Source organism: Flavobacterium phycosphaerae, assembly GCF_010119235.1.
Lineage (GTDB): Bacteria > Bacteroidota > Bacteroidia > Flavobacteriales > Flavobacteriaceae > Flavobacterium > Flavobacterium phycosphaerae.
The window spans coordinates 2,183,051-2,197,608 of sequence record NZ_JAAATZ010000001.1 but is presented as its reverse complement, the minus strand read 5'-3'; the positions used below and the strand labels follow the sequence as shown (position 1 = coordinate 2,197,608).

The following is a 14,558-nucleotide window of genomic DNA, read 5'->3' as shown; positions in this document are numbered from 1 at the left end:
TGCCTATGTGTGGGATTTTGTTTATGTTTGGTAACTCCTAGCTTATCAATAATTATGTCCTTATTTCAGAAGACCGTAGTACAAAAATATAGCAACACCCTTACCAAAAGTACTGTGGAGCAGCAATGGCAACTGTATAGTACCATCTTTCACAATGTCACTAAACAAGACAACATCAGGAACAGTAAGGAAGAACAATACCAGGAAGGTTTTCTGCGCGAGCTGTTTGTACAGGTGCTTGGGTATACACTAAACCCCGACCCTGACTATAACCTGATTACGGAACAGAAAAACGAAACCAACAGCAAGAAAGCGGATGGTGCTATTATTTTGAACGACAATGTGCACGCTGTGATAGAGCTTAAAGGTACTGACACTACAGACTTAGGAAAAATAGAGTCGCAGGCTTTCGGGTATAAAAACAATCAAAAGAATTGCACTTATGTGATTATATCCAACTTTGAAAAGTTGCGCTTTTATATTGATAACGCTACCGAGTTTTTAGAGTTTAACCTATTTAAGCTGAGCCGTGAGGAGTTTAATACGCTTTGGCTATGTCTTTCGTTGGAAAGCATACAAAACGACTTGCCTAAGAAGATAAAAAATGAAAGTGTATCAAATGAGGATAAGATAACGAAGGATTTGTATAAGGACTACTCCGCCTTTAGAACGGAGTTGTTTGCTGATATTGAACAATTGAACCCACAGTATGACCGGTTGGTATTGTTTAAAAAAACCCAGAAACTGCTCGACCGGTTTTTGTTTATCTTTTTTGCAGAAGACCGACAACTGTTGCCCACCAACCTTATTTTCAGTATTAATTTAGAATGGGAAAAACTGCGGGAGGCCCGTGTGACGGTATCGTTGTATGACCGTTACAAAATGTATTTTAATGATTTGAATACCGGAGCGCGTGTATCGTTGCCTGCTTTTGGAAAACACACCAACGAGATAGTCACAGCACAATACGATATTTATGCCTATAACGGTGGCTTGTTTCAAACGGATGCCCTACTTGATGCTATTGCCATTACTGACGACCTACTGTATAAACACACCCGAAAGCTGAGCGACTATGATTTTGAAAGCGAAGTGGATGTGAATATCTTAGGGCATATTTTTGAAAACTCACTCAACGAGATTGATGAAATTACCAATGCCGCCAAAGGAGAAGTTACCGACAAGACCAAAACCAAACGCAAAAAAGACGGAGTTTTTTATACGCCAAAGTATATTACCAAATACATTGTAGACAACACCATTGGCAAACTGTGTGAGGAGAAGAAAGCTGAAATAGCCCTTGACGAAACCAAATATACCACTGACAAGCGCATCACTGTTACTACCAAAAAGAAACTGATAGAAACGCTTGACCACTACCGAAAATGGTTGTTGCAATTGACTATTGTTGACCCGGCCTGTGGTAGTGGTGCTTTTTTGAACCAAGCCCTTGAGTTTCTTATAGCCGAACACCGCTATGTAGATGAACTGCAAGCTAAATTATTTGGTGACACCTTGGTATTGAGTGATGTAGAAGGCAGTATCTTAGAGAACAATCTTTTTGGCGTGGATTTGAATGAAGAGAGTGTAGAAATAGCCAAACTCTCGTTGTGGTTGCGTACCGCACAACGCCACAGAAAACTGAACAGCCTGAATAATAATATTAAGTGTGGTAACTCGCTGATAGAAGACCCTGCCGTTGCAGGAGACAAAGCTTTTAGTTGGGAAAAAGAATTTCCACAGGTATTTGCCAAAGGAGGCTTTGATGTAGTGATTGGGAATCCGCCTTATGTAAATGCAAATGATATTAAGAAGAATTCAACATCTGAAGAATATAAATATTTGAAATCTAAATTCAGAACAGCAAAAGGCACTGTTGATTTATATATATATTTTTTTGAAAAAGGATTGAAAATTACTAAGAAAAGTGGATTACTTGCTTATATAACTCCAAACAGATTTTTATCTGCTAGCTATGGCAAAGCTTTTAGAGAAATACTTTTAAAAGATTATAAACTAATTTCATTAATTGACTATAGTGATAAAAATGTTTTTATCGATGCAAGTACATATCCCGTGATTACTTTTATCAAAAATGATATAGCTTTAAAAAAGTACGATTTATTAACAGGTAAATTTGATGAAACCTCAAAAGAATTAATATCAAATTACTACCCCTCTGATAAATTAAATATTTTGGATGAATCAATTTTAGGTTTTCTATTAAATAATAAAATTAGCCTAACGTTGAAAGTATTTTCACAATCTGAACCTTTAGACAATTGTGGAAAAATAAACGCTACATCAACAGCAAGTGAAGCTGAATCATACTCTGAATTAATCAATGAAGAAATAGGTTATAAACTTATTAACACAGGAACAATTGATCCTTATTTTTCATTTTGGGGATTTAATTATTTGACTGATAAAGGTAAAAAGTATTTATTCCCATATTTACCGAAAGATTCTACAACTATATCTAAAAATAGACATAATCTTTATAGCTCAAAAAAAATAGTTATATCTAAAATTGGATTACAATGCGAAGCATTTTATGATAAAAATGGTGAATTTGCTTCAATAAACACAAATTGCATTTACAATTTTTCAGATTCATATTTACCCGAATATTTATTATGTTGGTTAAATTCAAAACTATATAATTTTACTTTTGAATGTCTATTCGACGGATTAAGGATGTCAGGAGGATACTTATTATTCTCTGCTCCAAACTTAAAAAACACAAAAATTAAGAAGATTTCTAAAACTGAACAACTCACCTTTATTGAGAAAGCTGATTTGATGTTGACCTTAAATAAATCGCTGCAGGAGGTAAGTGGTAAATTCAGTAAATACCTCAGCGGGCAGTTTAAATTGGAGAAGCTAAGCGGTAAGTTGGAGAAATGGTATGAGCAGTCGTTTGAAGACTTTATCAAAGAAATCAGTAAGGCAGTTAAAGCCAACGGAGGGACTCCTCTAACCAAGAAAGACGAATTTGAGTGGATGGAATTGTTTGAAGACAAAAAGAAAGAAGCACAAAGCCTCAAAACCCAAATAGACAAAACCGATAAGGAGATAGACCAAATGGTGTATGCGTTGTATGGGTTAACGGAGGAAGAAATTAAGATAGTGGAGCAAAGTTAGGCAACCTTCTTTCTTTGCTTATCACGGAGCTATGACCTAGCTAAAAGAATTATAATTTACTATATACCCATGGGCTGTAACATCTCCATACTAAGTCGGCATACCTTAGACCTGTCCAGTTTGGAGCGCTTGGCTATGGATTTGGCGGAGCGGTTGAATATCCATCGTCAGTCTGAGCCTGTCGAAGACCTTGGTTGGTGTTACCGGGTGAGAGAGCCCTTCGACAAGCTCAGGGTGACAGTTACTTGTTAATTGTATTTGTGATAAAATAGAAAGACTTCATACTTTAAGTAGCTTACAATTAAATATACTGTTGTCAGGCTGAGCTTGTCGAAGACCTTTTTTGGTGTGTCGGTTGAAAGAGGCCCTTCGACCCTTCGACAGGCTCAGGACAAGCTCGCTCAGGGTGACAGTGAGGTGTTGATTGTATTTGTGCAAGCTGACACTATTCGGCATATTACAGCCTTACCGATATTTTATTTTACCTCATCTAATCCTAACAATAACAACTGGGCGGTGGCTTCGTTAGTGGCCAATGGTACATTGTGTACGTCGCAGATGCGGATGAGCATATTGATATCGGGTTCGTGGGGATGGCTGGAGTTGGGGTCTTTGAAGAAAAGGACCATTTTGGTTTTGCCTTCGGCCACGCGAGCGGCTATTTGGGCATCCCCTCCCATTGGACCTGAGAGCATCTTTTTGACTTTGATGCCCACTGCCTCTACCTTCCCTCCTGTGGTTCCGGTGGCTATGAGTTTGATGTTCTCTTTCTCGAGTATGTGTTTGTTTTTATTGATAAACTGAACCATGTCAGCTTTCTTTCCGTCGTGAGCAATGATAGCAATTTCCATAAAATATATTTTGGTAAAAATAAAAAAATCCCGAGCAATCGGGACTTTATACTGTTATTTATTTAAAACGTGGTAAGCGATTAATCCGTCTATAGGTCTGCGAAGTACGTTACCTATAGTAATACCGTGTTTGACTAAAACCGCTTCGAGTTCTTCTTTCAGGTAAAAAGCAATGGAGCCTATAAAATGCACCGGAACTGTTTTGTAATTGTCAAATTGTTTAATATAGTTGTCTACAAACTCTTCCATTTCAAAGCGGATAAGTTCCTGGCAAAAAGGGTTGTCCTTGTGCTTGATGATGAACTTGGCAAACGTAGCCAAATAGGCATTAGGGTTGGGTTCTTTATACAGATTGTGTTTGATGTAATCGGGGTCTACATTGTACTCTTCTTCAAATTCTTTGGCCAACTCAGCCGGCATTTTACCAAAATAATACCCGCGCAATAAATGACGTCCAAAACGATTGCCCGAGCAGTCATCCATAGCAATATAACCTAAGGATTGTACTTTTTGGTGCAACACTTTACCGTCAAAATAACTGCAATTAGAACCCGTTCCTAAGATGCAAACGATGGCTTCTTCGTCTTTGGGTGTAGTGGCATAAACCGCGGCATAGGTATCTTCGTGTACCGAAACGGCGGCATGGGCAAAGTATTCTTTGAACACATCCGTCAGGAAGTTTTTCATACGGTCGGTTCCGCAGCCGGCACCGTAAAAGAACAAATGAGTGGCTTTGTCTTTGTTGTGTTCTATATCGAATTTGTCATTCAAGCGGTTGATGATTTCTTCTTTGTTCAGCACTTCAGGGTTCAATCCGAGGGTTTGCGTGGTAAAAAGCACTTTACCGTTATCATCAATGGCAATCCAATCGGCTTTGGTAGAACCACTGTCAACTAATAATTTCATGGTTAATTTGGAATTACGAATTAGGAATTACGAATTAAGCACCCCTATTTCTTTATTGTTTTGGTTTAGTTAGTTTGTTTGTAAAAATAAAATCCCGTCACAGTTCATGCAACGGGATTTTATTTCATTATTTTAAACCGGCGATGTGTACCGATAAATCAATTAATTTGCTGGAATAGCCGTATTCGTTGTCGTACCAAGAAACCAATTTGAAGAAGGTGGAGTTTAACCCGATTCCGGCTTTAGCATCAACAATAGAAGTTCTGGAATCGCCTACAAAATCTTGTGATACCACATCGTCTTCGGTGTAGCCCAAGATACCTTTCATTTCGTTCTCAGAAGCTTTTTTCAACACAGCCATGATTTCGTCATACGAAGTTTCTTTGGCCACTTTAACGGTTAAATCAACCACAGAAACGTCAACCGTTGGTACACGGAAAGACATCCCGGTTAATTTGCCGTTAAGCGAAGGGATAACTTTCCCCACCGCTTTGGCTGCACCTGTTGAAGAAGGTATGATATTTACGCTAGCAGCACGTCCGCCTCTCCAGTCTTTTCGAGATGGTCCGTCAGCCGTCATCTGCGTAGAGGTGGTAGCGTGAACGGTTGTCATTAACCCTTCTACTATACCGAAATTATCGTTGATTACTTTGGCTAAAGGCGCTAAACAGTTGGTCGTACAAGAAGCATTTGACACTACTAAATCGGTAGCTTTAGCCTCTAAGTGATTTACTCCCATTACGAACATCGGAGCGTCAGCAGACGGAGCTGAGATGATTACTTTTTTGGCACCACCGTCAATGTGTGCTTTAGCGGTTTCTATAGTGGTGAAGAACCCGGTACATTCGGCTACTACGTCAACATCAACCGTGGCGTCATCCCATTTTACTAATTTCGGGTCTCTTTCGGCGGTTACTCTGATGAACTTGTCGTTTACATATAACTTTCCTTCTTTTACTTCTACTTTTCCGTTGAAACGACCGTGTACCGAATCGTATTTTAATAAGTAAGCCAAGTGCTCTACATCTAACAAATCATTGATGGCTACTACTTCTACATTATCTCTGTTAAAGGTTTCTCTGAACACTATTCTTCCGATTCTTCCGAAACCGTTAATTCCTAATTTTACTTTTGACATTTTCTTTATTTTAAATTGCTGTATTTTATTTATAGGGCTTGCTTGGTATTATGTTGACATGATATCTGAAACGCGAAGTAATTCTCTATCAATTTCAGAATGGCCCTTGATGGCTTGTTCTAATGGGGTTAATTCGATTTTATCAGCTAATAAGCCTACCATAAAATTGGTTTTGCCTTCAATTAAAGACTCCACGGCTTTTACTCCCAATCGTGAGGCCAATACTCGGTCAAAGCAGGATGGTGATCCGCCGCGTTGCATGTGACCCAGTACCGAAACACGGATATCGTATTCGGGTAAATGTTCTTCAATATAATCTTTGAGTTGGAACACGTTCTTTCCCATTTTCTCGCCTTCGGCCACCACCACTATACTGGATGATTTTCCAGAAGCTTTACTTTTTTGCAGGGATTCTAATAATCGTTCTAATCCTAAATCTTCTTCGGGAATCAGGATTTCCTCTGCTCCTGCTCCGATACCGGCATTCAGGGCAATGTGACCGGCGTCTCTTCCCATCACCTCAACAAAGAACAATCGGTTGTGGGAGCTGGCGGTATCTCTGATTTTATCGATACATTCCACCACGGTATTCAAAGCAGTATCGTAACCCAAGGTGTGGCTGGTGCCAAAAATATCATTGTCGATAGTACCCGGAATTCCCATTACGGAAAAGCCATACTCTTCGTTAAAAACTTCAGCGCCTGTAAACGATCCGTCACCACCAATGACCACTAAGGCATCTACTCCGGCATTCACTAAGTTTTGATAGGCTTTTTGACGGCCTTCTTTGGTCATGAATTCTTTCGAACGGGCCGACTTTAAAATGGTACCGCCTTTGTTTACAATATTGTTTACGCTACGGGGACCCATCTCTTTGAAATCTCCTTCTATCATCCCTTGGTAGCCTCTGTAAATACCAATACATTCGATGTTATTATAGGCACACGTTCTGACTACGGCACGGATGGCTGCATTCATTCCCGGAGAATCGCCTCCGGAAGTTAAGACACCTATCTTTTTTATGTTTTTTGACATATTTTCAGGATTAAAATGTAAAATTAGCAAACCAAATGCATTATTACGCCCATATTTTTACTATATTAATAAAATAAGGGAAATTCAAACGTTTTCGTTGATAAGTTTTTAGTTTAGGAAAGGCAAAAAAGATTTTGAAGCTTAATCATCCGTCGGAATAGCTTCTTTATTTTGAGTAGGTTGTGGTTTTTTCTTGTCTTCCTTTTTGTCTACAATATGCAAGTAATCCGGAAGCGGACTGGAATCATGTATTTCTTCTGTCTTAGTCTTGATTTTGTTCAGCTTGGCATTTTTGAAAATTCGGTTCACCAATTCTTTGAAGGTATCAAAATCAACTTCATACGAAAGCCCTAATCCTTGTGTATAGCCAATACCCTGACCTATATAAGTAATATCGTTTTCTTTGTTAAACACTCTGAGATTCAACGTTCCGTCTTCGTTAACTCTGTATTGCACTTCTACATCTCCCACTACGGTAGATTCGTTAAGGCCTCCCACCGGAACCCCAACTTTTCCGTTAACGGTAATTCGGTCGTTTATTTTGGAAGAAACAGAAACCCCAAAGCGTCCGTCAGTCTCTAACCCCGGCGTTTTGTCTGCGGTCACATAGTCGATACCCAAATTAAGTTTGCCGTTTTCATCAGAGAAAATATCATTAAAAACGCTGCTCACCTTTTCAAAAGCAATGTTAGAGGTTTGGGATTGGTTTATCCCTTCCGGACTCAAGAAACCACCAAAGGCCAATAAGTACAACGCTTGCTTTTGACGGGTGTCCTTGTCATTTAGTTTGTATTGTATCTCCGATTTAAGGGTGCTTCCTACCGTAGGGAAGTTGATGTTGAAATCCGGTTCCGGGCTGGCTAAATTACCTCTGACTTCTATCGAAACTTCTACATCTACTTTCTTATTAAAAGATGGATTATCAATTAATACGGCCGGGTTTGCAGAGGTTTTATATATGGCTTCCAGGTTTAAAGTCGCTGCCATTGGGTCACCCGACCAAATGATGGAACCTCCTTTTTTTACATCAAACTTTTTATCAATTAAGCCCCCATATTTGAAATTATACGTCCCCGACATAGCGAGGAAATCGCCCCACATTTCAAACTTACCAAGCGTATTGATTCTGAAAAGTAAGGTACCGAAGCCTTTGCCCTTCATACCGTGTCCTGACTCTCGGTTCAGAATCACTTCGATGTTGGCGTTATCGGTAATCTCAAAATTGAATTCAAGCTCGAGGCCGTTGTAGTTTTTATTTTGTACTATACTTTCTTTATTCTTTTTCTTTTTCTCCTGTGGACTCAGGATGTGGATATAGCTGTTTTCTTCAACGGCTTCGGCATCATTAATCGGGACTTTAATATCGGTGCCTTTGGCTGATTCCGCATTTACCCGAATCATTAACCCACTGGTAGGTCCTTTGATGGTGGCCGAACCATCCATAAAAGCTTTTCCGTAATAAGCAGCGTCTTCGTGGTCTGTCGTATTGAGCGCCAAAAGCCTGTCAGAGTTAATGGCCAAATCCAATTGCCAATCGCCAAACTGCTTGTGCTTGATAAAACCGTTGATGGTACCTTTGGTATTAAACTTAGTGTCGGTAATATTGGTTTCCCGAATGATAAACTTGTTTTCGGTCACATCCACAATCGAATTATCGTCGAAAGCATAATCGGTGTTGAGATACGGAATCGTTAAGCCGGCATCCTTAACAAACAGCCTTCCGTTATAATCTAAATCATTAAAATTACCATCAATTCGGGCATTCCCTGAGGCAAATCCGCGGATATTGGTAATGACATCGCCGCCAATTTTTCCTAAGATGCCTAAATTGAATTTGTCAAAATTCAAGTCAATATCCAATAAGGTTTGATTGTCAACAATCTGAATGTCCCCATTGGCACTGAAGGCTTCCATGTTTTGGTTTTCTAAAGTAGAATTCAAGTAAAATTTACTAAGCGTTTCATCGCCTTTGATATCCAGATTCATTCGACCTAAATCAATCCCATTGACTTGTAAGCTATCTATACTCAAGGTGGATGTTGGTTGGAAAATCGTATTGGTTTGCTTGAAGTTGACCTTCCCATTGAGTTTTCCGTCAAAGCGGAATTTCTCGACATCGGGCGTGACTTTATTCAGGTTGACATTAGCAAAGGTGAGTTCTAAATCTTTTGTTTTTTTACCATTCCAAGAACCTATAAAGTTCATTTTTTGATCGCCGTGAGAGACTATTATATTGTCGAAGAAAAAATTACTCAGCTTCTTATCAAAGACGATTTTGCTGTTTTCAGGATCTTCATTTTCATTTAAAAACCACAGATAGTCTTTGAATTGCAACTCCGATTTGTTGAAACCAATTACGTTCTTGTTGTCGTTATTGATGGTGTGATAAAAATTCAGATTGTAAAAGTCATTACCCTCTTTGCCTCCTTTAAACTCGGTTCTGAACTGCAAGGTATCATTGGCAAAGGTGTTAATCATACTGAAATCCCTAACCTTATAATGCTTCGTTTTGATGGAATCCATTTGGATATAAGCATTGTACAGCGGATTTTTATTATCAACCTGAATCAACACCTTATCAAACGTATTGTTGTAAGCCGTGACTTGGGGCGAATCAAAACTCAGGTTGAAATTCTTGGTATCTGAGCCTATGTTCCCTTTCAAATTGGTGTTGGGTGCCAAGGAAATCTCCGGATTAAAAATCTCAATAATTTTACTGTGCAGGGCAAAGTTGAATTTCAGGTATTGATTCGGCAACACTTTATTTTGCTTGTAATTGGAGTAGAAACTACCCAGCGAGTTCTCTACTATTTTCTGCAGTTGGTTGAATTTGTATTTCCCCACCACTGATCCTTCTATAGCTTCGGGCGAATTGATGGTGATAGCACGCTCTCCGGCAGCATCAAATTTAGACGTAACGGTAAGTGTATCTAAGAAATACTGGTCTTTTTTATTTTGATAAGAAGCATTGGTCAACAACAAATCACCTTGCAGGTTGTCAAAGGAATTCCCATTAGCTTTCACCACTATATCCCCTTTAAATACCGCTATGGAGTCTTGAATGAAATTCAGCTTGGCTAAGTTGGCATAATCAATTTTGGAATGGAAATCGTAAACATTCTCCTTTTTGGATAAATCCACCGTTCCATTGAAATCCATGAACAAGTTAGGATCGTTTATATAGAATTTCCCTTTGAAAATAGGCTCCTTGAAGCTTCCGTCTACTATGATTTTGGTGTAAGTATAGCCGTTGTATCTCACTTCAGCAATATCACCGACAAAAGAAGTGTTCAAATATTTTCGGGTAAAGCCTTTGCCTTCCACATCAAGATTCAGCGACACTTTACCAATGGTTTTATCGTTAATCAAAGCACCAACATCAAAATGATCTAAAATAACATTTCCGCTGTATTTGGCGTTGTCAATGGTATTCAGATTCGACATGTGCAAATCGGATTCGACTAACCCTAAATCCGTATTCATTACAAAATCGGTATTGATATAGGTTTGGGTCACTTCGGCTTTCCCTACGTAATAAAACTGTCCTAATTTGGCCAAAGAAGAAGGCAGTTTTTTTCCTAAAATGTTAGGCAAAAGCTTAGTTAAATCGGAGTAATTAGACGATATTTTAGAAAAATCACCTTTCATGTAAAAGTCGCCCGGCGCTCGCGGAAACAGGTTTTTGAAATTGACGTCTCCTCTGATAATAGAATTCTTTTGATCGCGCAAATACAGTTTGGTCGCATAAAAATTGTTCAGCGTTCCTTTGATTTTAGAATTCAAATAAAACTTCTGGTTCTTATCCAATTCGATGTAAAAATGGCGGATATCGTTGGTAGATAAAGTGGCACTATCGACCGTCACGTCAAACTTAACTTTATTATTAAAATCGCTGAAATCGTGATTGTCTTTATTGTAATTTAAGACCACTTGTCCTTTCAAAAACGACTCAGCTGTTTTTACTGCCAGGTTTTCGAGCCTAATATTTTTTTTGGTATAGCTAAAATCAGCCACCAAATTATCTACCGTTACCCCCCGATGATCGTGGAAAGTCATCGAAGCTACTTGAGCCGTAACATCCGGCCCTTTGATTTTAAACTCTTTCAGATGAGCATTGAGTTTGGTGAAATCAACATCTTTAGGTTCTACACGATTTTCATCAATCATGGCAAACCGGCTATTTTTGAGATAAATGTTTTTGGAGGTCATCAAAAATTTACCGCTGCCTTTCTGCCCGTCATCAAAGGCATCAATAAACACATCTAAACTGGTGTCCTTTTCTTTTTTGTAAGTCTTAATCTGAAGGTAGAAATTATCGAAACGCAAATCGCCAAACAGCAACTTGCCATTCATTAGTTTCCCTAAATCCAAAATGCTGGTTTTAATACGTTGGGAATAAATCAGTGTATCGTTATGGTGATCTAAAATCAGTACCTGCTTGAGCTTAACACCGCCAAAAACGGTGATGGCTACCTGACCTACATTAATTTTGGTATGATAATCCTTGTTGATTCTATCGGTGGCATAATGGGCAATTTTGGTTTGCACCACCGGTAAGGAAAGCGCAATACTGGTAATCAGTAACAGGAGTAACAACGCCACTAGGGTGCGAATCACTATCTTCCTGAACTTTATTAAACCTGTATTTGTCTTATTTTTTTCCAACTTAGTATAATGACTTGGGAAAGAAAATTACCTTTGCAAAAATGTTTACATTTGATTTTCCTGATGGAATGTCAAATATAACTCAAATTTTGTGCCTTTTATGCATCCCAAAGAAGTTTTTATTCTGGCCATTGAAAGTTCGTGTGACGATACTGCTGCCGCTGTTTTGAGAAATGATAAAGTGCTTTCCAATGTAGTAGCCCGACAAAGTATTCATGAAGAGTATGGCGGAGTGGTTCCTGAATTGGCCTCGCGTGCCCACCAACAACATATTGTTCCGGTGATTGATGTAGCATTGAAAAAAGCTAATATTACCAAAGAAATGCTTTCAGCTATTGCTTTTACCCAAGGTCCCGGATTGATGGGGTCGCTTTTGGTAGGCACCTCATTTGCTAAATCACTGGCCATGGCTTTGGACATACCGTTGATTGCCGTGAATCACATGCATGCTCATATTTTGGCCCATTTTATAGATGAAGAAGGTTTTGATAAACCGACCTTTCCGTTTTTGGCCCTGACCATTTCGGGCGGACATACCCAAATTGTCAAAGTAAATGACTTTTTCAATATGGAAATCATTGGTGAAACTACTGATGATGCCGTGGGAGAAGCCTTTGATAAAACAGCCAAAATACTGGGGCTTCCCTACCCGGGTGGTCCTTTGATTGACCAGTTTGCCAAAGAAGGAAATCCGAAGAAATTCCCTTTTACCAAACCAAAAGTAGACGGATTGGATTTTAGTTTTTCAGGATTGAAAACACAAATTCTGTATTTTGTTCAAAAAAATGTAGTGGAGAATCCTAATTTCATTGAAGAAAACAAAGCCGACATCTGTGCCTCGGTACAACATACCATCATTGAAATTTTGATGGATAAAGTAAAAATGGCCGTAGCCGAAACGGGGATTCAACAAATTGCCATAGGCGGTGGCGTTTCAGCTAATTCCGGCATTCGTCAAACCTTAAAAGATGCCGAAGGAAAATACGGCTGGAAAACTTTTGTTCCAAAATTCGAATACACTACTGATAATGCCGCGATGATAGGTATTGTTGGGTATCAGAAGTTTTTACACGATAAATTCACCGATGCCGGTGTGGTTTCTAAAGCCCGAATTGAGTTTTAATATGAAGATGAAATTCTTTTTTTTACTGCTACCCTTAATCGCTTTTTCTCAAAAAACCCCGGAAGATTTTGGACTTCGACATTTGGTTTTTACCTATAAGAATGACACCGTTGATGTTATCATTGAATCAAAAAAAGGGGAAGAAACCAAAGCAAAGCCTTTATTTTTTTGGTGTCAAGGTAGCCTTCCGCAACCGATCATAAAATACGACGAGCGAGGATTGTTTCCTGTCTTTCCGTTTGACAGTAAGGATTTTTTAAACGATTTTCATTTGGTCATCATTGCAAAACCTGCTATTCCCGTAATTGCTGATGTAAAAAATCTTAAAAAAAACTACTGCGTTTTAGATGAAAAGGGAAATGTTCCTTTAGCTTATTCCGATAGAAATTACTTAGACTATTATGCTGATCGCAACAATTTTATCATTTCAAAATTGCTCTCCAATCCTATCTTCTTGAAGAAAAACCTCATCGTGGCCGGACATTCGGAAGGAAGTCATATAGCGGCAAGAATGGCTTGTACGAACAAAAAAATAGCTGGTTTAATTTATTCAGGTGGAAATCCCTATGGGCGTTTTTTGAACATAGTAGCTCAATCGAGAATGGAAGAAAACGACAATACAATATTTGACTATTGGAGCGATGTGGTGGTCAACAAAAATGACAAAACATACAATGGCGGCGACACCTACAATTGCACTTATGGGTTTTCAGAGCCATTGGTTGACAAAATAGAAAAACTAAAAATCCCGGTTTATGTTGCTTATGGCACCAAAGATTACAATGTTGCTTACATGGATTTATTTTATACTGATGTGTTGAGAAAAAATTAAATAACTTTACAGTCAATCCATACCTAGGCTTGGATCACAATTACTTTCCGCTTAACGAAAAACGTGAACCGAATTACGATAGTTACAACTGGGATAATGTGGGTAAAGACTGGATGAATTGGATACACCAAAATCTGAAATAAATGCAATTATTCTATACTGCTTTAATCACGCAAGCTGCTAGTTTCTTTGTTTTTGACAAAGAAGAGAGCAAACACATCATCAAAGTATTGCGCAAAAAAGAAGGTGATGTTTTGCATGTTACCAATGGTTTAGGCTATTTGTTTACTACCGAAATCACTGTGGCTTCGGATACTAAATGCACGGTTAAAATCAATGCGTTTGAAAAACAGGAAGCTCCATTGTTCCATTTGCATTTGGCGGTGGCACCTACTAAGATGAACGAACGCTTCGAATGGTTTTTGGAAAAAGCTACCGAAATCGGCATACAGGAAATCACGCCCATTATTTGTGAACATTCAGAACGCAAAGTGATTAAGACCGATAGGTTTCAAAAGATTTTGGAAAGTGCCATGAAGCAATCCCTACATTACTATTTGCCAAAACTTAACGAACCCATAGCTTTTAAAGCGTTTTTGAAAAAAGAATGCAAAGGGCAAAAATTCATTGCTCATTGTGAAGCAACCGATAAAAAGTCGTTAAAGAACGAACTGAAAGCCAAAGAAGATGTCACGCTCTTAATAGGTCCGGAAGGCGATTTTTCTGTTAATGAAATTCAAATGGCGCTTGACCATAACTTTATTCCTGTATCTTTGGGAGCTACTCGTTTGCGAACTGAAACCGCTGCTATTGTAGCTTGTCACTCGGTAGTTTTTAAGAATGAAGCATAACGATTTATGAGAA

Annotated in this window: 9 protein-coding genes; 4 read left to right on the top strand and 5 right to left on the bottom strand. The window is 38.7% G+C overall.

Going from position 1 to position 14,558, the window contains the following annotated elements:
- Positions 1-54: 54 nt before the first annotated feature.
- A complete protein-coding gene (locus GUU89_RS09730; protein WP_162127728.1) occupies positions 55-3,144 on the top strand; it encodes an Eco57I restriction-modification methylase domain-containing protein in 3,090 nt (1,029 codons plus the stop codon).
- A gap of 476 nt (positions 3,145-3,620) precedes the next feature.
- Here GUU89_RS09730 and GUU89_RS09725 read toward each other — a convergent pair whose 3' ends face one another.
- The 5 genes from GUU89_RS09725 to GUU89_RS09705 all read right to left on the bottom strand — a co-directional run bounded on the left by GUU89_RS09725 (position 3,621) and on the right by GUU89_RS09705 (position 11,691).
- Complete coding sequence (locus tag GUU89_RS09725; RefSeq protein WP_162127727.1) at positions 3,621-3,995, bottom strand: methylglyoxal synthase; 375 nt, start codon at positions 3,993-3,995, stop codon at positions 3,621-3,623.
- A 54-nt stretch (positions 3,996-4,049) separates the two neighbouring features.
- Positions 4,050-4,901: a BadF/BadG/BcrA/BcrD ATPase family protein gene (locus GUU89_RS09720; protein ID WP_162127726.1), complete on the bottom strand. Its 852-nt coding sequence runs from the start codon at positions 4,899-4,901 to the stop codon at positions 4,050-4,052.
- A gap of 127 nt (positions 4,902-5,028) precedes the next feature.
- The gene (gene gap, locus GUU89_RS09715) at positions 5,029-6,039 is read right to left on the bottom strand and encodes a type I glyceraldehyde-3-phosphate dehydrogenase (protein ID WP_162127725.1); all 1,011 of its coding nucleotides are present in this window, start codon (positions 6,037-6,039) and stop codon (positions 5,029-5,031) included.
- Between the two features lie 48 nt (positions 6,040-6,087).
- Complete coding sequence (gene pfkA, locus GUU89_RS09710) at positions 6,088-7,074, bottom strand: 6-phosphofructokinase (RefSeq protein ID WP_162127724.1); 987 nt, start codon at positions 7,072-7,074, stop codon at positions 6,088-6,090.
- Between the two features lie 141 nt (positions 7,075-7,215).
- Positions 7,216-11,691 carry a translocation/assembly module TamB domain-containing protein gene (locus GUU89_RS09705; RefSeq protein ID WP_235922019.1) on the bottom strand — a complete coding sequence of 1,492 codons (4,476 nt, stop codon included), beginning with the start codon at positions 11,689-11,691 and terminating at the stop codon, positions 7,216-7,218.
- A gap of 148 nt (positions 11,692-11,839) precedes the next feature.
- Between GUU89_RS09705 and tsaD the strand changes: the two genes are divergently transcribed.
- The 3 genes from tsaD (at position 11,840) to GUU89_RS09690 (ending at position 14,545) form a co-directional block, all read left to right on the top strand.
- On the top strand, positions 11,840-12,862 hold the full coding sequence (tsaD, locus tag GUU89_RS09700) for a tRNA (adenosine(37)-N6)-threonylcarbamoyltransferase complex transferase subunit TsaD (protein WP_162127723.1): 1,023 nt from the start codon (positions 11,840-11,842) through the stop codon (positions 12,860-12,862).
- 7 nt (positions 12,863-12,869) lie between these two features.
- A complete protein-coding gene (locus tag GUU89_RS09695; RefSeq protein ID WP_162127722.1) occupies positions 12,870-13,694 on the top strand; it encodes an alpha/beta hydrolase in 825 nt (274 codons plus the stop codon).
- Positions 13,695-13,837: 143 nt separating this feature from the next.
- A complete protein-coding gene (locus GUU89_RS09690) occupies positions 13,838-14,545 on the top strand; it encodes a 16S rRNA (uracil(1498)-N(3))-methyltransferase (protein ID WP_162127721.1) in 708 nt (235 codons plus the stop codon).
- Positions 14,546-14,558: the final 13 nt, after the last annotated feature.